Origin of the sequence: Pseudomonas umsongensis, from assembly GCF_012647205.1 — a bacterium.
Classification (GTDB): domain Bacteria; phylum Pseudomonadota; class Gammaproteobacteria; order Pseudomonadales; family Pseudomonadaceae; genus Aquipseudomonas; species Aquipseudomonas umsongensis.
In genome coordinates, this window is the sequence record NZ_CP051487.1 from 103,675 (window position 1) to 121,934 (window position 18,260).

The 18,260-nt window shown below is 58.2% G+C and carries 16 protein-coding genes; all 16 read right to left on the minus strand.

The genetic code is table 11. The features are described from left to right. Positions 1 to 2: 2 nt before the first annotated feature. Positions 3 to 2,132 carry a hypothetical protein gene (locus HGP31_RS00485; protein WP_168757019.1) on the minus strand — a complete coding sequence of 710 codons (2,130 nt, stop codon included), beginning with the start codon at positions 2,130 to 2,132 and terminating at the stop codon, positions 3 to 5. Continuing rightward, a complete protein-coding gene (locus tag HGP31_RS00490) occupies positions 2,119 to 3,315 on the minus strand; it encodes a DUF3142 domain-containing protein (protein ID WP_168757020.1) in 1,197 nt (398 codons plus the stop codon). Before HGP31_RS00490 ends, HGP31_RS00485 begins: the two co-directional genes overlap by 14 nt. Positions 3,316 to 3,427: 112 nt before the next feature. Continuing rightward, positions 3,428 to 5,458 (minus strand): 2Fe-2S iron-sulfur cluster-binding protein, encoded by a 2,031-nt coding sequence (locus tag HGP31_RS00495; RefSeq protein WP_168757021.1) that lies wholly within the window; start codon positions 5,456 to 5,458, stop codon positions 3,428 to 3,430. Between the two features lie 63 nt (positions 5,459 to 5,521). Then, entirely contained in the window at positions 5,522 to 6,148 is a 627-nt protein-coding gene (locus HGP31_RS00500) for a glutathione S-transferase family protein (protein ID WP_168757022.1), read from the minus strand. A gap of 131 nt (positions 6,149 to 6,279) precedes the next feature. Beyond that, positions 6,280 to 7,182, minus strand: a complete 903-nt coding sequence (locus HGP31_RS00505) for a LysR family transcriptional regulator (RefSeq protein ID WP_020797972.1) — start codon at positions 7,180 to 7,182, stop codon at positions 6,280 to 6,282. 79 nt (positions 7,183 to 7,261) lie between these two features. Then, complete coding sequence (gene glmS, locus HGP31_RS00510) at positions 7,262 to 9,094, minus strand: glutamine--fructose-6-phosphate transaminase (isomerizing) (RefSeq protein WP_020797981.1); 1,833 nt, start codon at positions 9,092 to 9,094, stop codon at positions 7,262 to 7,264. A gap of 1 nt (position 9,095) precedes the next feature. Next, positions 9,096 to 9,872, minus strand: coding sequence for a DeoR family transcriptional regulator (locus HGP31_RS00515; protein WP_020797982.1), 777 nt, complete (start codon positions 9,870 to 9,872; stop codon positions 9,096 to 9,098). Between the two features lie 203 nt (positions 9,873 to 10,075). Further along, complete coding sequence (glmU, locus tag HGP31_RS00520; RefSeq protein ID WP_168757023.1) at positions 10,076 to 11,443, minus strand: bifunctional UDP-N-acetylglucosamine diphosphorylase/glucosamine-1-phosphate N-acetyltransferase GlmU; 1,368 nt, start codon at positions 11,441 to 11,443, stop codon at positions 10,076 to 10,078. Positions 11,444 to 11,558: 115 nt separating this feature from the next. Further along, positions 11,559 to 11,984, minus strand: coding sequence for a F0F1 ATP synthase subunit epsilon (locus tag HGP31_RS00525; RefSeq protein WP_007969909.1), 426 nt, complete (start codon positions 11,982 to 11,984; stop codon positions 11,559 to 11,561). Positions 11,985 to 12,029: 45 nt separating this feature from the next. Next, positions 12,030 to 13,409 carry a F0F1 ATP synthase subunit beta gene (atpD, locus tag HGP31_RS00530; RefSeq protein ID WP_020797984.1) on the minus strand — a complete coding sequence of 460 codons (1,380 nt, stop codon included), beginning with the start codon at positions 13,407 to 13,409 and terminating at the stop codon, positions 12,030 to 12,032. A gap of 27 nt (positions 13,410 to 13,436) precedes the next feature. Continuing rightward, positions 13,437 to 14,297 carry a F0F1 ATP synthase subunit gamma gene (gene atpG / locus HGP31_RS00535; protein WP_008064595.1) on the minus strand — a complete coding sequence of 287 codons (861 nt, stop codon included), beginning with the start codon at positions 14,295 to 14,297 and terminating at the stop codon, positions 13,437 to 13,439. Positions 14,298 to 14,347: 50 nt separating this feature from the next. Further along, positions 14,348 to 15,892, minus strand: coding sequence for a F0F1 ATP synthase subunit alpha (gene atpA / locus HGP31_RS00540; RefSeq protein ID WP_020797985.1), 1,545 nt, complete (start codon positions 15,890 to 15,892; stop codon positions 14,348 to 14,350). Between the two features lie 21 nt (positions 15,893 to 15,913). Further along, entirely contained in the window at positions 15,914 to 16,450 is a 537-nt protein-coding gene (locus HGP31_RS00545; protein ID WP_008064599.1) for a F0F1 ATP synthase subunit delta, read from the minus strand. Between the two features lie 12 nt (positions 16,451 to 16,462). Then, entirely contained in the window at positions 16,463 to 16,933 is a 471-nt protein-coding gene (locus tag HGP31_RS00550; protein ID WP_008064601.1) for a F0F1 ATP synthase subunit B, read from the minus strand. A 58-nt stretch (positions 16,934 to 16,991) separates the two neighbouring features. After that, the gene (gene atpE, locus HGP31_RS00555; protein ID WP_003097235.1) at positions 16,992 to 17,249 is read right to left on the minus strand and encodes a F0F1 ATP synthase subunit C; all 258 of its coding nucleotides are present in this window, start codon (positions 17,247 to 17,249) and stop codon (positions 16,992 to 16,994) included. Positions 17,250 to 17,383: 134 nt separating this feature from the next. After that, the gene (gene atpB, locus HGP31_RS00560; protein ID WP_020797986.1) at positions 17,384 to 18,253 is read right to left on the minus strand and encodes a F0F1 ATP synthase subunit A; all 870 of its coding nucleotides are present in this window, start codon (positions 18,251 to 18,253) and stop codon (positions 17,384 to 17,386) included. Positions 18,254 to 18,260: the final 7 nt, after the last annotated feature.

The window sequence follows — 18,260 nt, forward strand, 5'->3', positions numbered from 1 at the left end:
CCTTATTGCACTTTGCGGCGACGGCGCTTGACCTGCACCAGCGCCACCGCCATGACCAACAACACGCCTCCCATCTGCAGAGCTGTCTTGTACGGTCGCAGGGCCGAGCGGGCAGCATCGGTGGCCTGTGTGACATAGCGCTTGTCTGCACTTTCAAAGTCGGGATACGGGCATTGATGGCCAAAATCCGCTGCCCACTCCACGAATGGTCCCTCTTTGACATATCGCTGGTAGAGCGCACTTTGTTCTTCAAGGCTGCTGTTCCAGCCGGCCGCTTCACACAGCACAGCGGCGAACGCCTGGCTGGTGTGCGGCAGATTGTCGGCTGCACGGCTGGCCAGTGCCGTCGCCACGAAGCGATAGTGGTAGCGCTGATCGGGTTGGGCGGCGCTGGCTCGCTGACGCTTCACTTCGTCCTCGGCTACTAGCGGCCCGACCTTGAGTTCAGCACTCTCAAGGCTGAAGTTGCCCCCGAACGTGGCGTAGTCCGGCGCCATTTCATAACCGAGAATATCCATCCCCCATTCACGTGCGGTCCAGGCGGCATTGAACAGAGCCGCGGCGCGTCGCGTCGGCCACCATGCCGAATCCGCCGCCATACGTTGCTGGCCGTACAGCCTGGCTTTGTGGCGCAAGCCATCGTTATCGAAATAAGCCGGCGCTTGCTCGTAGTGTCCTTCGCGCAACAAACGCCGCCCAAGCAGATTGCGCAGGCTCGCCGCCACCGGCAGAGGCACGTAGTTGTCCACATCGTGCTGGCTGAGTGGTGGCGGTGCCGGTACCTGAGTATCGACGTACTGCTTGAGCTCATCCAACGTCAGTACACGCTCGGCAACAGTGGCCGCGTCCAACCAATAGATGCCTTGGCTGCGGTACAACTGGTCGAACGCCTGCAGATAATCCCCGCGTTGCAGGGCCAGGATCGCGCTTTCGCCTTCGACCCGGCATTTGGGTTGCAGCGTTTCGAAATCGTAATCCGGCGTTCTCCGATCACCCCAAGATTCATTCTGCGGGAAAGCCTTGGCGGCCTTCGCATACGCTGCAGCCGCCGCCGCTTTATCGCCATCGCGCACCGCCAGTTTGGCCCGAAGCCACCAGGCCAGGCCGCCGTCGCCAGCGCGCTCGAGAAAGGCCTTGGCGCTGTTGAAATCGCCCTGTTGATAATTCAACGCGGCCAGGCGGTCCGCATTGTCGAGGCTGCCGCGCGTACTGCTCTGCAACAGCTTGATCAGTTTTTGCTCGTTAGGTGGTTGATCACCGAATGACCAACCCAGTCGGCTGATCAAGGCGGCGGTCACCAGCTGCTGCACAGGCTTGCCCTTGAGCAACCCGGCCAACTGATCCTCGGGCATCGAAGCCAGTTCAGCCATCAACAGCTTCAACGAGGTGTAACCCACTGCCGAACCCTGAAGGTTCTGCGTCGCATAAAGTTCGATCGCCCCGTTCCAGTCACCTGCCGCCCGGGCCACGCGAGCCTCTTCACCGAGACTGGCGACGCCCAGTTCCAGTGGATCACTGAAGCCGTCGATGCTCAGTTGGCGGGTTTGTTCGTAGGCCTTGCGCGATTGTTCCAGCAGGTTGGGGGCGGCGTCGGCCTGCGAACTCATGGCGAACAACGCCCGCCCCAGCGAGTAGGCAGCCCAGGTACTGCGCAATGCCCGTTGATCGGCGGGCAGCGCCAGCACCTTGCGGAAGTATTCGGCGGCCAGCGTTTGATCGCCGGCATTGAACGCTACCGCGCCCGCCAGATACAACTTGAGCTCGGCGGGAAGGTTCGTACCCTGTACTTCAACCTGCCGGGCATCGGCGAGCCCACGCAACTGTTTCACCTGTGCCTGCTGTTCATGGGTCAAACCAACCTGCTCGGCCTGATCCCGCTGTTCAACATGAGCGGAGGTCTCTCCATAGGCTGCGCCAGGGACAAGGGTGGCGGCCGTAACAGGCTTGAGACCGGCAATCGCATGACCGAGGCGGCTCACCTCGAAACTGAAATTGCCCTCCGGTAATTCCGCCAGGGATTGACCTCGATTGTCCAGCAACCGCATGGGGAAATCCGGCCCGCAAGCCATGGCTGCCAACGGCAGGCCAAGGCTCAGACAAAGCAAGTGACGAGGCCAGTTACGGGTGAACATTCGAAGCTCCTTGATCAATGATTGCGCAGCGTGCCCAACCGATGGCGCGCTGTCCGCCAGCCGCTATCCGGCCGTCGCGCAGGCGGGTGAAGGTAAGCAGGTTCGGTTCTTGTTGCAACGTATAACCGGCCAGCGCATCGGCCCCCTCACAACCCTGTACCGCCAGCGTCACGCGCTCGGGCCAGGCATTGTCGAGGTTGCCCTCATTACTGATACCAATGTCATAGAGGCCTTCGTGCTCCGAAAGATTCAGTGCCAGATGACTCTCAAGGACATCACCACGCGACACAGCGCGCAAGGTCGCCAGGCTCCAGGCTCGACGGTCGTTGGCCAAAGGCAGCCGAAACCAGATCAAACCGGCCAGATGAGCCGGCGGGTCTGCGCGCAACCGCGCAGCAAGCTTGCTCAATTTCAGTGGATCAGCCAACAACTCCCGGCGCTTGCCGTTACGCTCAATGGCTACTTCGCTTTCCACGATGGGAGCGCCACCGACACTCGGCAACAACGCGACGCCATAGGCCGGCAAGGCCAGGAAAAAGGGTTTCGAGGTGATACGACTCCAGGCCATTGCCCATTGGCTAGCGAGATCTGAATCGAACAAGCCGCGCCGGGGATCGCTCACGGCATGAACCTGTAACACGCTGCTATCGACGGTGGATAACAACGCTGGCAACTCGGGACTGTCGAGCCATGCCGGCAATGCAGTGATGCTTAAGGCCATGGGCGCTGGCATCACAGAACGCAGGTGCGCCAGAAACGCGCGATAGGCGGGTAACCGAGCGTTGCCCGCATCGTGGTCGATTTCCACCCCGGCGAGTGTCAGCCCCTTGCCCTGCCAATCGCTGATCAGGCTCTGGATCTGCTCCATGACCTCATCCTGATCCAGCGACTGTAGCTGGCCATCAAGGCGAATCACCGCAATCAGCCGCCGACCATCGCGCTTGAGCAGCGCCGGATCAATCCGCGCGCGACTCCAGCCCGCCTGAGGGAAGGCCTGTAATGCCAGCACCCGCAAGGTGGAAAAATCGGCGCGACTGTCCCGCAATGCAGCGTCATGCGCCGGGGTCCATTGGCGTTGCCACACATAGAGTTGCTGATCGAGTGGCGGTGCGTTGTGCTGCTCGCAACCACCAAGCAGCGCGAGCGCCGTCAGCGAGACGATCACGCGAGTGAGAAAACCCATGAAAAAACGCCTGTCCCTGAAATGCACAAAGGGCCTTTCTTCGGCCCTTTTTCGTACTACCTACCCTACCCAGCCAACGACCGTCGGGCAATCGCTCCCGCGAGTTGACCCGCTAAAGATCCAGGACCAAAGGCTGCGTGCCTTGAGCCGGAACTGCGCAACAAATCAGCACCTGACCTTCATCCGGCACCTCTGCTGGCGGCTGTGGATAATTGACCTGGCCGCTGATCAGCCGTGTCTTACAGGTGCCGCATGAGCCGCCGCGGCAACTGAATTCCGGGTGCAATCCGCGACTTTCCGCCAGCTCCAACAGACTGCCGCCATCCGGTTGCCAGCGAGCTTCCTTGGCTGAGCGCTGGAACACCACCGGCACCGAGGTGCTAGCCGCTGGCGTTTGCTCGATGACGATGGCATCGGGGTCAGGCCGACGACGCAAAGTCGATGGACCGAAGGTTTCAGCGTGAATCCGCGCATCGCGAATATCCAGTTCGCGCAAGGCGTCGTACAACGCCTGGGTAAAACTGCCGGGGCCGCAAAGCACAAAATCCAGCTGATCGTAGTCCTCGACTTCGAGCAGTTCCGAGAGCCGAGCGACATCGATTCGCCCAGTCACATCGAAGTCCTCGCCCTCCCGTGCCTCCGGCTCCGGTTGACTGAGCAGACGCACCACCCTGATCGCGTCACCGGCATGATCGAGCAAGCGATCCACCTCGGGACGAAATGGCTGATCGGCCAGGGTGCGCGAACTCTGGAAGAACCAGGTCGGCCGGATGTGTCGAGTGCGCAAGCCTTGATAAACCACCTCACGCAGCATCGACAGCAGTGGCGTAATACCCACACCAGCGGCCAATAACACCAGCGGCCGCCGTTCATGGGGCGCAACGGTGAAATGCCCCTGGGGTGCCCTTGCCTCCAACAAGTCACCGACGCGAACCTGGTCATGCAGGTGCGAAGACACCCGACCGTCACGTTTCACACTGATACGGAAAAAGTCATCCGATGGCGCACTCGACAGGCTGTAGGTGCGGATATGGGTTTCACCATCAATGTTGAAGCGCAGCGGTAGATGTTGCCCGGCTTGAAACAACGGCAACCCGACGTCGTCGGCTGGCTCCATATATATCGAACGGATGTGTTGGCTTTCCGCTTCGATCCGCACCACCCGCAGCGGCCGCCATTGATCACCCAAGGTCTTGGCTTGCAAGCGCGCCTTGGCCTGCTCCCATGTCCCCGTGAGCAAACTGGTCGGCGAAACACCGTCAAAGCGCCAGCGCAAACCGAGGGCAGCGGGACGACGAACAACGTGTTCCACGTGGAACATCCACAAACGTTCAGCACCTTGAAATGCCTCTACCTGCGGGCCTTCAAGGATGATTTCGGTGCGCCCACTTACCTGTAGCAGATCACCGGAATTGAAATCAATGAACAGCAAACCGGCTTTTGGATTGACCCGCAGATTACCCAAGGTATTGAAAAACAGGTTCCCGGCAAAGTCCGGGATGGTCAGGCAGTTCCCTTCCACCCGGACAAAACCAGACTGTCCACCACGGTGTGAAACATCCACCGACCGTACGCCATCGACATCGACGTAACTGGCGACGAAAAAGGTGTCCGCCTCAGCAATCATGGCTTTGGCCGCGTCATCCAATTCATTGAATTGCTGCGCGGGACGTGTTGCCGGATCCGCCAGGGGCACCGAGCGGAACTGCCTCAATTGGATGTACTGCGGGCAATTACCATAGGACTGATCCACCGTCACAGCAAACCCGCTGGTGGTCATTGCGCCAATATGGCCATTAATGCGATTGCGACGCCTGGTGTGCAGTTCAATGCCCAACAGACCGATCGCCGAACCCGCGCCCAGTTGCGCAGGATCATCAGCAGCCGGCAAGCTGCTAAATTGCAATAAACCTGGATCGGGGGAATGTACGAAACCCGGTTGACCTTCAAGCACACTGGCCCAGGGACGACCATCAGCATCAACCGCGCCGTACAACATGAACGGAAGTTGCTGATAGAAGGTGCGATGTTGATCTGGCATCTGGTCGCGAATCACCCGGCGCCCGAGTACGTCCATTCTTTCACTGACACCGATATGAGCCTGCAACTCTTTCTCGCCAGCATGCCACGGTGAATTATCCATTGCGGCTTCTCCCCTGCGCCATCGGCACAGCGTGAAGGGCCCGACAGAAGTCGGGCGAAAATATCAGGCAGTTTTTTGCAGGCCGGCGACAGTGCGCGGCATGCCGATAAAACCGGGCAAAGCTTCGACCCTCGCCAACCAGCCGCGGATGTTGGCGTAGTCGTCTAGCGAGACGTTGCCTTCCGGTGCATGGGCGATGTAACTGTAGGCAGACACATCGGCGATGGTCGGTTCGCTGCCGGTCAGGAAAGCTGTGTTGGCCAGTTCCTGATCGATCACCTTGAGCACGCTATGAGCGTAAGGAATCACTTCATCAGGATTGTACGGTGCACCAAATACCGTGATCAGCCGTGCCCGGGCGGGCCCGAAGGCGATTGGCCCGGCAGCAACCGACAACCAGCGCTGCACTTTGGCGGCACCGACCGGATCGTCTGGCAGCCAGCGACCTTTACCGTATTTTTTCGCCAGGTAGACCAGAATCGCATTGGAATCCGCCAGTACCACACCTTGATCGTCGAGCACCGGCACTTGGCCAAAAGCGTTGATGGCCAGGAACTCCGGCTTTTTATGCTCGCCCTTTGCCAGGTCGACGAGGACCAGCTCGGTCGGCAGTTGCAGCAGCGAAAGCATCAGTTCCACACGATGCGCGTGGCCGGAACGTGGAAAGTTGTAGAGTTTGATGGCTTGCATGGTCGACTCCGCTGGGCAGTGGCGCTGTCAGGGGAGAGATCAGCACCGATGGCAGCCATCTTCTACCAGTCACGAAAACAACAGAATACCCAGCAAACGCAATCAATTATTTCACCCAGAGAAATAAAGCATCAGTCCCGCAAAGCGAGATGCTCGCGGAGTGCCTTCACCGTAAAGTCGACAAAACTACGAACGCGCGTCGCAGCCTTGTGCCCGCCTTGATAAAGCACATGGATGGGCAAAGGCGGCATTTCGAAATCCGCGAGTACAATTTCAAGCTCACCTGCCGCCACTTTGCTCGCCGACTGATAGGACAGAACCCGGGTAAAACCCAGTCCAAGCCCGGCCGCGGTGATCGCTGCTTGATTCGCCGTTACTGTCAGACGCGGTTCTACCCGGACACTCAGTGGCTCGCCTCGCTCGAGAAAGGGCCAGTGCTTCAACTGTCCAATCGCGGACGTCGCAATAATCGGCGCCTGAGCCAGTTCTTGTGGATGTTTTGGCCGACCATGGATACCCAGAAATTGCGGCGATGCACAGATCACTCGCCGCACTTCGCCCACCCGAATCGCATGCTGGTTGCTGTCAGGCAACTCACCGATGCGGATGGCCACATCGACCCCTTCCTCGACGATACTCACCACCCGATCCACCAGCAGCGCATTGATCGTCACGTCAGGAAACTGCGTGAGAAAACTCACCATCAGCGGAGTGATGAACAACTCACCGAACAAAACTGGCGCCGTAATCGTCAGATGCCCACGGGGCTGGACGTGACTGCCTGCCGCGGAATCCTCAGCTTCCTGCACTTCAGCCAGAATTCTTCGACAGTCTTCCAGATATCGCTGCCCCGCCTCGCTCAAATAAACACTGCGCGTAGTGCGCGTGAGCAACTGCGTGCCAATGCGCTTCTCCAACGCCGCCACCGCCCGGGTAACGCTGGCGGCGGACAAACCCAAACGCCGCGCTGCTGCGGAAAAGCCCTGGTCCTGGGCGACGGCGGCGAAGACCTGCATTTCCTGGAAGCGGTCCATGGGTGAGTCCTCGATTCAGATAAAAAAAATCGCAACCAAGTGGCTGCGATTTTTTAAGGTTCGATCAGCTGTGGATAACTTATTCCACAGTCACCGATTTCGCCAGGTTGCGTGGTTGATCGACGTCAGTGCCTTTGAGCACAGCCACGTAGTACGACAGCAACTGCAGCGGGATGGTGTAGAGGATTGGCGACAGGATGTCGTGGATGTGCGGCATGTGCACAACGTGCGTGCCTTCACCATTGGTCATGCCAGCCTTCTCATCTGCGAAAACGATCAGTTGGCCACCCCGGGCGCGGACTTCCTGGAGGTTGGACTTCAGTTTCTCCAGCAGCTCGTTGTTTGGCGCTACGGTCACCACTGGCATGTCGTTATCCACAAGCGCCAGCGGGCCGTGCTTCAGCTCGCCAGCCGGGTAGGCTTCGGCGTGGATGTAGGAAATTTCCTTGAGCTTGAGGGCCCCTTCCATCGCGACCGGGAACTGTGCGCCACGCCCCAGGAACAGGGTGTGGTTCTTCTCGGCGAACAGTTCAGCAATTTTCTCCACGGTGCTGTCCATCGCCAGCGCTTCACCCAGGCGGGTTGGCAAGCGACGCAGTTCTTCGACCAGTGTCGCTTCAACGCCTTTGGCCAACGATCCGTGAACCTGGCCCAGGGACAGGGTCAGTAACAGCAGACCCACCAATTGCGTAGTGAAGGCTTTGGTAGACGCCACGCCGATTTCGCGGCCTGCCTGGGTCAGCAGGGTCAGGTCGGATTCACGCACCAGAGAGCTGATGCCGACGTTGCAGATCGCCAGGCTGGCGAGGAAACCCAGTTCCTTGGCATTGCGCAACGCAGCCAGGGTGTCGGCGGTTTCGCCGGACTGAGAGATGGTCACGAACAGGGTGTCGGGTTGCACCACGACTTTACGGTAGCGGAACTCGCTGGCAACTTCGACTTGGCAGGGGATGCCGGCCAGTTCTTCGAGCCAGTAACGCGCAACCATGCCGGCGTGATAGCTGGTGCCGCAGGCAACGATCTGCACATTGCGCACTTTGGCGAACAGTTCAGCGGCCTGTGGACCGAAAGCCTGTACCAGCACGCCGTTCGGGCTCAAACGACCTTCCAGGGTGCGCTGCACCACGGACGGTTGCTCGTGGATTTCCTTGAGCATGAAATGGCGGAACTCGCCTTTTTCAGCCGCTTCGGCGCCATCGCGATACTGCACGGTCTCACGCTCGACAGCCTTGCCGCTGACATCCCAGATCTGCACGCTGTCGCGGCGAATTTCGGCGATATCACCCTCTTCCAGGTACATGAAACGGTCAGTCACCTGACGCAGTGCCAATTGGTCGGACGCCAGGAAGTTCTCACCCAGGCCCAGGCCGATCACCAGCGGGCTGCCACTGCGGGCTGCCACCAGGCGATCAGGTTGCTTCGCGCTGATGACTGCCAGGCCATAAGCACCGTGCAGTTCCTTTACTGTTGCCTTGAGGGCCTCGGCCAGGTCAGGAAGGTCCTTGAGTTTGTGGTTCAGCAGGTGGGCGATGACTTCGGTGTCAGTGTCTGAAGTGAAAACGTAACCCAGAGACTTGAGTTGTTCACGCAGGGCTTCATGGTTTTCGATAATGCCGTTGTGCACCACGGCCAGATCGCCAGAGAAGTGCGGATGCGCGTTGCGTTCGCACGGTGCACCGTGAGTAGCCCAGCGAGTGTGGGCAATACCCAGACGACCAACCAGTGCTTCTTCGGCCAAGGCCTGCTCGAGTTCGCTGACCTTGCCCGGGCGACGCGCGCGCTCGAGCTTCTGATCGTTGGTGTACACCGCCACGCCGGCGCTGTCATACCCACGGTATTCCAGGCGCTTGAGGCCCTCGACCAGGATGGCGGTGATGTTACGTTCTGCAACTGCGCCGACAATTCCACACATGTTATTTCTCCTGACTGACAGCCGCGCAAATCAAAGTGATACCGCGGGCTTGAATCTGATCCCGCGCTTCGAGCGACAGGCGATCATCGGTAATGAGGGTATGGATGCTGCTCCAGGGCAGTTCCAGGTTGGGAATCTTGCGGCCGATCTTGTCGGCCTCCACCATCACGACCACTTCACGGGCGACTTCGGCCATCACTCGGCTAAGTCCCAGCAGTTCGTTGAAGGTGGTTGTACCGCGGACCAGATCAATACCATCGGCGCCGATGAACAATTGATCGAAGTCGTAGGAGCGTAGTACCTGCTCGGCGACCTGCCCCTGAAAGGACTCGGAATGCGGGTCCCAGGTGCCGCCGGTCATCAACAGCACCGGCTCATGCTCGAGTTCGCTCAAGGCATTGGCGACGTGAAGGGAGTTGGTCATCACCACGAGGCCCGGTTGCTGCCCCAGTTCCGGAATCATCGATGCGGTGGTGCTGCCGCTGTCGATGATGATGCGTGCGTGTTCGCGAATCCGTGCAACAGCTGCGCGGGCAATGGCCTGCTTGTACCTGGAGACCGGTTGACTCAGGTCGGCCACTAATTCCTGAGGCAAGGTGATGGCGCCGCCATAACGACGTAGCAGCAGACCGTTGCTTTCAAGTGCGGCCAGATCCTTGCGAATCGTAACTTCAGAGGTTTCGAAGCGCTTTGCCAATTCATCCACACTGACTTCGCCCTGCTCGTTGAGCAAGGCCAGGATGTTGTGGCGCCGTTGAGGTGTGTTGCGCTTCGACATGACTTGATAAGTTTCGATTCGAAAGATAACGGAAGCAATCAAAACCTATCGAGGAAATTTCGTCAAGCGCGGATCGATCAAAAGACTCTGTGGATAAAATAATTAACAGCAAGCCCCCTGAAGTAAGCGAGGCCAGCCGGTTAATATTATTAACAGCCGTTTTGCTGTGAATAACTTCCAAAAAACACCGAGGTGTGGATAACTTAGCTCTTCTTGAGCTTCTCTGGTCGCTTCCAACCGTCGATGTTCTTCTGGCGAGCACGGGCTACTGCCAACTGCGCTTTATCCACAGTAGAGGTAATAGTCGAACCGGCAGCCGTAGTCGCACCAGACAAGATATCCACAGGTGCCACCAACGAGTTGTTGGAACCGATGAACACGTCTTCGCCCAGCACCGTTTTCCACTTGTTGGCGCCATCGTAGTTACAGGTAATGGTGCCCGCACCGATGTTGGTGCGTGCGCCCACTTCGGCATCGCCAAGGTAGGTCAAATGGCCAGCCTTGGCACCTTCGCCCAGGTGAGCATTTTTCAACTCGACAAAGTTACCCACATGCGCCCGCGCTTCGAGCACAGTGCCTGGACGCAAACGCGCGAACGGACCGGCATCGCTGCCTTCACCGAGAATCGCCCCTTCGATATGGCTGTTGGCCTTGATCACGACGCCTTTACGCAAGGTGCTGTCCTTGATCACGCAGTTCGGGCCAATGACCACGTCGTCTTCAATGACGACGTTACCTTCGAGGATCACATTGATATCGATCAGAACGTCGCGACCCACACTGATATCACCCCGGACATCGAAACGGGCCGGGTCGCGCAAGGTCACGCCTTGAGCCATCAAGCGACGGCCGGCGCGCAGCTGATAATGACGCTCAAGATCGGAAAGCTGCTTGCGGTCGTTGGCGCCCTGCACTTCCATGGCGTCGTGGGGCTGTTCGGTGGCCACCACCAGACCGTCGCGGACTGCCATTTCAATCACGTCGGTCAAGTAGTACTCGCCCTGCGCGTTGTTGTTCGACAGGCGACCCGTCCAGTCGGCCAGGCGATCGGCCGGAACCGCGAGGATCCCGGTATTGCCTTCCTTGATGGCGCGCTGGGCTTCGTTGGCGTCCTTGTGCTCGACGATGGCAGAGACCTTTCCATCATTGCCGCGAACGATGCGGCCGTAACCGGTTGCGTCATCCAGTTCGACGGTAAGCAGGCCCATCTGCCCAGGCATTACCAGCTTGAGCAAACGCTGCAGGGTTTCGATTTCAATCAAGGGCACATCACCGTAAAGCACCAGCACGGTGTCGGACTTGATGAAAGGAACGGCCTGGGCCACGGCATGACCGGTACCCAATTGTTTGTCCTGGAGGACGAAGTTCAGATCGTCAGCGGCCAAGCGCTCGCGTACCACATCGGCACCATGGCCAATCACCACGTGAATGCGCTGTGGATCAAGTTGTCGGGCGCTGTGGATAACATGGCCGAGCATGGAATTGCCGGCAATCGGGTGCAAGACCTTTGGCAGGGCCGAACGCATGCGGGTGCCCTGCCCAGCAGCGAGGATAACGATTTCAAGAGACATGACTGGCTACCAATCCTGGGTGGTCAGCGGCTGCGACCAACGTGATGAATATCGGGAAAATAAAAAAGGGTAGCCGAGGCTACCCTTTTTAATCAATCACACAACAAGCGCTGCCTTAGTGGCCGAACTTCTTGCGGATCTGCTGGACGGTACGCAGCTGGGCTGCGGCCTCGGCCAGACGTGCGGCAGCGGAACCGTAATCGAACTCCGCGCCCCGCTCATGCAAGGCCTTTTCGGCAGCCTTGACGGCTTCCTGAGCGGAAGCTTCGTCCAGGTCGGCAGCACGTTGCACGGTGTCGGCAAGAACCTTGACCATGTTCGGCTGAACCTCGAGGAAACCACCGGAGATGTAGTACACCTCCTCTTCCCCGCCCTGCTTGACCAGGCGGATCGGACCTGGCTTCAGATTAGTGATCAGCGGCGCGTGACCCAGGGCGATACCAAGATCACCCAGTGCACCGTGCGCAATCACCATCTCGACCAGACCGGAAAAGATTTCCCCTTCCGCGCTGACGATATCGCAATGGACTGTCATAGCCATCTGATTGCCTCAACCTAAATTAGCGCCCGTTTCCGGGCGCCGGGATTACAGTTTCTTGGCTTTCTCGATCGCTTCTTCGATGCCGCCAACCATGTAGAACGCTTGTTCTGGCAGGTGGTCGTAGTCACCGTTGAGGATGCCTTTGAAGCCAGCAATGGTGTCTTTCAGGGAAACGTATTTACCCGATGCACCGGTGAAGACTTCAGCCACGAAGAACGGCTGCGACAAGAAACGCTGGATCTTACGAGCACGGTTTACCAACTGCTTGTCGGCTTCCGACAGCTCGTCCATACCCAGGATCGCAATGATGTCCTTCAGTTCTTTGTAACGCTGCAGAACGTACTGGACGCCGCGAGCGGTGTCGTAGTGGTCCTGGCCGATAACGTTCGGGTCCAGCTGGCGCGAAGTCGAGTCCAGTGGGTCTACCGCTGGGTAGATACCCAGGGAAGCGATGTCACGGGACAGAACGACGGTGGCGTCCAAGTGGGCGAAGGTGGTCGCTGGCGACGGGTCGGTCAAGTCGTCCGCAGGTACGTATACCGCTTGGATCGAAGTGATCGAACCTTCCTTGGTCGAAGTGATACGTTCTTGCAGAACGCCCATCTCTTCAGCCAGGGTCGGCTGGTAACCTACTGCCGAAGGCATACGGCCCAGCAGTGCGGATACTTCGGTACCGGCCAGGGTGTAACGATAGATGTTGTCGACGAACAGCAGAACGTCGTTACCTTCGTCACGGAACTTCTCGGCCATGGTCAGGCCGGTCAGTGCTACGCGCAGACGGTTACCCGGCGGCTCGTTCATCTGACCGTAAACCAGTGCCACTTTGTCCAGAACGTTGGAGTCCTTCATCTCGTGGTAGAAGTCGTTACCCTCACGAGTACGCTCACCCACACCGGCGAACACGGAATAACCGCTGTGCTCGATGGCGATGTTACGGATCAGTTCCATCATGTTTACGGTTTTGCCTACACCGGCACCACCGAACAGACCAACTTTACCACCCTTGGCGAACGGGCAAACCAGGTCGATAACCTTGATGCCGGTTTCCAGCAGGTCGTTGCCGCCTGCTTGTTCAGCGAACGAAGGCGCTGCACGGTGGATACCCCAACGCTCGTCGGTGGCGATTGGGCCAGCTTCGTCGATCGGGTTGCCCAGTACGTCCATGATCCGGCCCAGGGTCGCTTTACCGACCGGTACGGAGATGGCTGCGCCAGAGTCGGTCACTTCCAGACCGCGCTTCAAGCCCTCGGTGGAACCCATCGCAATGGTACGAACCACGCCGTCGCCCAGCTGCTGCTGAACTTCCAGGGTGGTTTCAGCCGCGCTCACTACTTTCAGCGCGTTGTAGATGCTCGGTACGCTGTCGCGTGGAAATTCCACGTCGATAACGGCGCCGATGATTTGAACGATACGTCCGCTACTCATAGCTGGATCCTCTGAATATTTGAACCGTTAAACCGCGGCAGCGCCGCCGACGATTTCCGAGATCTCTTGGGTGATCGCAGCCTGACGCGCCTTGTTGTAGACCAGCTGCAAATCGCTGATCAAATCACCGGCGTTGTCGGTAGCGTTCTTCATCGCGATCATCCGCGCAGCTTGTTCAGCCGCGTTGTTCTCGACCACCGCCTGGTAGACTTGCGACTCAACGTAGCGGACCATCAAGCCGTCAAGCAGCTCTTTGGCATCCGGTTCGTAGAGATAGTCCCAGTGGTGCTTGAGGTCCTGATCCGGGGTTGCCACCAGTGGAATCAATTGCTCCACGGTAGGCTGTTGCGTCATGGTGTTGATGAACTTGTTGGAAACCACGGACAGGCGGTCAATACGGCCGTCCAGGTAGGCATCCAGCATCACTTTGACGCTACCGATCAAGTCGTTGATCGACGGCTCTTCACCCAGGTGGCTGATAGCTGCTACGACGTTGCCGCCGAAGTTGCGGAAAAAGGCCGCACCCTTGCTACCCACTACACACAGATCAATCTCGACGCCTTTCTCGCGGTTTACCGCCATGTCCTTGACCAGGGCCTTGAACAGGTTGGTGTTCAAGCCACCGCACAGACCACGGTCACTGCTCACTACGACATAACCAACACGCTTGATTTCGCGGTCGATCATGAACGGGTGGCGGTATTCCGGGTTGGCGTTGGCCAGATGCCCAATAACCTGGCGGATGCGCTCCGCATAAGGACGGCTAGCAGCCATGCGCATTTGTGCCTTGCGCATTTTGCTGACCGCCACTTTTTCCATGGCGCTGGTAATTTTTTGCGTGCTTTTGATGCTCGCAATCTTACTGCGAATCTCTTTTGCGCCTGCCATGTAACACCTATCAGGTTAGCAAGCGGGAGCCTTGCGGCTCCCGCTGCGGCTTACCAGGTTTGGGTGGCCTTGAACTTCTCGATACCGGCTTTCATGCCAGCGTCGATATCGTCATTGAAGTCACCCTTCACGTTGATCTTCGCCATCAATTCGGCGTGATCGCGGTTGAAGTAAGCAATCAGCGCTTGTTCAAAGCTGCCGACCTTGGCGATTTCGACGTCAGTCAGGAACCCACGCTCAGCGGCATACAGCGACAACGCCATGTCAGCGATCGACATTGGGGCGTATTGCTTCTGCTTCATCAGCTCGGTAACGCGCTGACCATGCTCAAGTTGCTTACGGGTCGCTTCGTCCAGGTCAGAAGCGAACTGGGCGAATGCCGCCAGTTCACGGTACTGAGCCAGAGCGGTACGGATACCACCGGACAGCTTCTTGATGATCTTGGTCTGAGCGGCACCACCCACACGGGATACCGAAACACCGGCGTTCACTGCAGGACGGATGCCCGAGTTGAACATGGCCGATTCCAGGAAGATCTGACCGTCGGTGATGGAAATCACGTTGGTCGGAACGAACGCGGAAACGTCGCCAGCCTGGGTTTCGATGATCGGCAGTGCGGTCAGGGAACCGGTTTTGCCGGTCACTGCGCCGTTGGTGAACTTCTCTACGTACTCTTCCGAAACGCGGGATGCGCGCTCCAGCAGACGGGAGTGGAGATAGAACACGTCGCCTGGGTAAGCTTCACGGCCTGGTGGACGGCGCAGCAGCAGGGAAATCTGGCGGTAAGCCACTGCTTGCTTGGACAGATCGTCATAAACGATCAGCGCGTCTTCACCGCGGTCGCGGAAGAATTCACCCATGGTGCAACCGGAGTACGGTGCCAGGAATTGCAGCGCAGGAGATTCCGAAGCACTGGCAGCCACGATGATCGTGTTGGCCAGGGCGCCGTTTTCTTCCAGCTTGCGAACCACGTTGGCGATGGTCGATTGCTTCTGACCAATGGCTACGTATACGCAGAAAATGCCGCTGTTCTTCTGGTTGATGATCGCGTCGATCGCCAGAGCGGTTTTACCGATCTGACGGTCACCGATGATCAGCTCACGCTGGCCACGGCCGACAGGGATCATGGCATCGACAGCCTTGTAGCCAGTCTGTACAGGCTGGTCTACCGACTTACGCCAGATCACGCCTGGAGCAACTTTCTCGACCGCGTCGGTCTCGGTGTTGCCCAGTGGACCTTTGCCGTCAACAGGGTTACCCAGTGCGTCGACTACGCGACCCAGCAGTTCCTTACCAACTGGAACTTCGAGGATGCGGCCGGTGCACTTGGCGCTCATGCCTTCAGCCAGAGACTGGTATGCGCCCAAAACAACGGCACCTACGGAGTCTTGCTCCAGGTTGAGGGCCATACCGTAGACGCCGCCCGGAAACTCGATCATCTCGCCGTACATGACGTCGGCCAGACCGTGAATCCGCACGATGCCGTCAGATACGCTGACGACAGTGCCTTCGTTACGGGCTTGGGAGGTCACATCGAGCTTGTCGATGCGGCCCTTGATAATTTCACTTATTTCGGAAGGATTGAGTTGCTGCATTGCTCTGCTGCCCCTTCAAACTCAAGATTTCAATGCTTCGGCAAGTTTCGCGATTTTGCCGCGAATCGAGCCATCGATAACCAGGTCGCCGGCGCGGATTACGACACCACCTATCAGGGCGGCATCCTCCGCAACTTGCAGGCGCACTTCCCGGTTGAGTCGTGCACTGAGAACCTTGGCGAGTTTGTCTTGCTGTTCTTGGTTCAATGCAAATGCACTGGTCACTTCAACGTCTACCGACTTCTCTTGCTCGGCCTTGTACAGGTCGAACAGAGCGGAAATCTCCGGCAACAGCGGGAGACGGTCGTTTTCGGCAACGACGTTGATGAAATTCTGTGCCTTGGCATCGAACTTGTCGCCGCACACGTCAATGAACGTGGCGGCCTTTTCTGCGCTCGTCAGTCGCGGGGCCTTGAGCACGCGCTGCAGGGTATCGTCTTGCGATACCGCTGCTGCCAGGCCGAGCATGGCTGACCAATTGGCCAGTTGCTGGTGGGCCTGAGCGTGCTCGAAGGCCGCCTTAGCGTAAGGTCGGGCCAACGTGGTCAGTTCTGCCATGATCGCCCTCGCTTAGATTTCAGCAGCCAGTTGGTTAACCAGCTCTGCGTGCGCGTTTTGATCGATTGTGGCACCCAGGATCTTCTCGGCGCCGCCGACTGCCAGCAAGCCCACTTGGGCACGCAGCGCGTCTTTGACACTGTTCAGTTCCTGTTCGATCTCGGCCTGAGCCTGAACCTTCACACGGTCAGCGTCGATACGGGCTTTTTCAACAGCCTCTTCAACAATCTGATTACCGCGTTTCTTGGCTTGCTCGATGATTTCAGCTGCCTGAGCTTTCGCTTCGCGCAGTTGCTGACCCGCTTTCTCTTGGGCCAACTCCAGGTCGCGAGCTGCACGGCTGGCAGCGTCCAGACCATCAGCGATCTTCTTTTGACGTTCGTGCAATGCCGCAATGACCGGAGGCCATACGAACTTCATGCAGAACAGTACAAAAATCAGGAACGCAACGGACTGGCCAATCAGGGTCGCATTAATGTTCACGCCAACACCTCGCAGTTACGTTGTCCATCACACCAAATTACCCGGAAGATCCGAGTAATCAGCCAGCGATTTGACCAACGAACGGGTTCGCAAAGGTGAAGAACAGAGCGATACCAACACCGATCATGGTTACGGCGTCGAGCAGACCGGCAACGATGAACATTTTAACTTGCAGCATTGGAACCATTTCTGGCTGACGCGCTGCGCCTTCCAGGAACTTGCCACCCAACAGGCCGAAACCAATTGCGGTACCCAGTGCGCCCAGGCCGATCAACAGTGCAACAGCGATAGCGGTTAGACCAACTACAGTTTCCATCTTTCCTCCCGACTTTTACGTCGTATGGTTTAGGTTTTTTTAATTTAAAGCGGTAAAACAAATCGTTTCAGATGCCCCGTGAGGAGCACCCTCCCGTTTGACCAGGAGGGACATCAGACTAGTCGAGACTGGTCTTAATGGTTTTCTTCGTGCGCCATCGACAGGTAAACAATGGTCAGCATCATGAAGATGAACGCCTGCAGGGTAATGATCAGGATGTGGAACACAGCCCACGCCCACTGCAGAACAACGCCCAGGCCACTAAGCCAGAGCAGGCCGCTGCCGAACATCACAGCGATCAGAATGAACACCAGTTCGCCGGCATACATGTTGCCGAACAGACGCAGGGCCAGGGAGATCGGCTTGGCGATCAGGGTCACGAATTCCAGCAGGAAGTTCACCGGGATCAGCAGGGCCTGAACGAAGATGTTCTTGCTGCCGAACGGGTGCAGGGTCAGCTCGCCGATGAAACCGCCGAGGCCCTTGACCTTGATGCTATAGAAAATGATCAGTGCGAAAACCGAGAACGCCATGCCCAGGGTCGCGTTCGGGTCGGTCGTCGACACGGCGCGGAACGGGATGTGGGAGTCGCCGGAGATCAGGATGGCCAGCTGAGGAATCCAGTCGACCGGTACCAGGTCGACGGCGTTCATCAGGAACACCCAGACGAAGATGGTCAGTGCCAGCGGTGCAATCACCGGGCTACGGCCATGGAAGCTGTCTTTCACGCTGCCATCGACGAATTCGACCAATACTTCAACGAAGTTCTGCAAAGCACCTGGTTGCCCGGAAGTCGCTTTCTTTGCCGCCATGCGGAAAAGAAGAACGAAGATCAGACCCAATGCGACCGACCAGCCGAGGGTATCGACGTGGAAAGCCCAGAAGCCCATTTCCTTGGCTTCTGCTGCGGTGTGGGCAAAGCCCCAGCCGCCGGTAGGGTGCTGACCGAAGGTCAGGTTCTGCAAGTGGTGCTGGATATAGCCCGAAGCGGTTGTTTCTGCCATGGTTGCC

Bases quoted from the DNA above. Each gene is read 5' to 3' on its own strand.
- glmU (WP_168757023.1), bottom strand. From the start codon at position 11,443: ATGTCTCTTGAAATCGTTATCCTCGCTGCTGGGCAGGGCACCCGCATG.
- HGP31_RS00495 (WP_168757021.1), bottom strand. From the start codon at position 5,458: ATGGATAATTCACCGTGGCATGCTGGCGAGAAAGAGTTGCAGGCTCAT.
- HGP31_RS00515 (WP_020797982.1), bottom strand. From the start codon at position 9,872: ATGTCGAAGCGCAACACACCTCAACGGCGCCACAACATCCTGGCCTTG.
- atpD (WP_020797984.1), bottom strand. From the start codon at position 13,409: ATGAGTAGCGGACGTATCGTTCAAATCATCGGCGCCGTTATCGACGTG.
- atpG (WP_008064595.1), bottom strand. From the start codon at position 14,297: ATGGCAGGCGCAAAAGAGATTCGCAGTAAGATTGCGAGCATCAAAAGC.
- atpB (WP_020797986.1), bottom strand. From the start codon at position 18,253: ATGGCAGAAACAACCGCTTCGGGCTATATCCAGCACCACTTGCAGAAC.
- HGP31_RS00525 (WP_007969909.1), bottom strand. From the start codon at position 11,984: ATGGCTATGACAGTCCATTGCGATATCGTCAGCGCGGAAGGGGAAATC.
- HGP31_RS00545 (WP_008064599.1), bottom strand. From the start codon at position 16,450: ATGGCAGAACTGACCACGTTGGCCCGACCTTACGCTAAGGCGGCCTTC.
- HGP31_RS00485 (WP_168757019.1), bottom strand. From the start codon at position 2,132: ATGTTCACCCGTAACTGGCCTCGTCACTTGCTTTGTCTGAGCCTTGGC.
- glmS (WP_020797981.1), bottom strand. From the start codon at position 9,094: ATGTGTGGAATTGTCGGCGCAGTTGCAGAACGTAACATCACCGCCATC.
- HGP31_RS00505 (WP_020797972.1), bottom strand. From the start codon at position 7,182: ATGGACCGCTTCCAGGAAATGCAGGTCTTCGCCGCCGTCGCCCAGGAC.
- HGP31_RS00490 (WP_168757020.1), bottom strand. From the start codon at position 3,315: ATGGGTTTTCTCACTCGCGTGATCGTCTCGCTGACGGCGCTCGCGCTG.
- HGP31_RS00500 (WP_168757022.1), bottom strand. From the start codon at position 6,148: ATGCAAGCCATCAAACTCTACAACTTTCCACGTTCCGGCCACGCGCAT.
- atpE (WP_003097235.1), bottom strand. From the start codon at position 17,249: ATGGAAACTGTAGTTGGTCTAACCGCTATCGCTGTTGCACTGTTGATC.
- atpA (WP_020797985.1), bottom strand. From the start codon at position 15,892: ATGCAGCAACTCAATCCTTCCGAAATAAGTGAAATTATCAAGGGCCGC.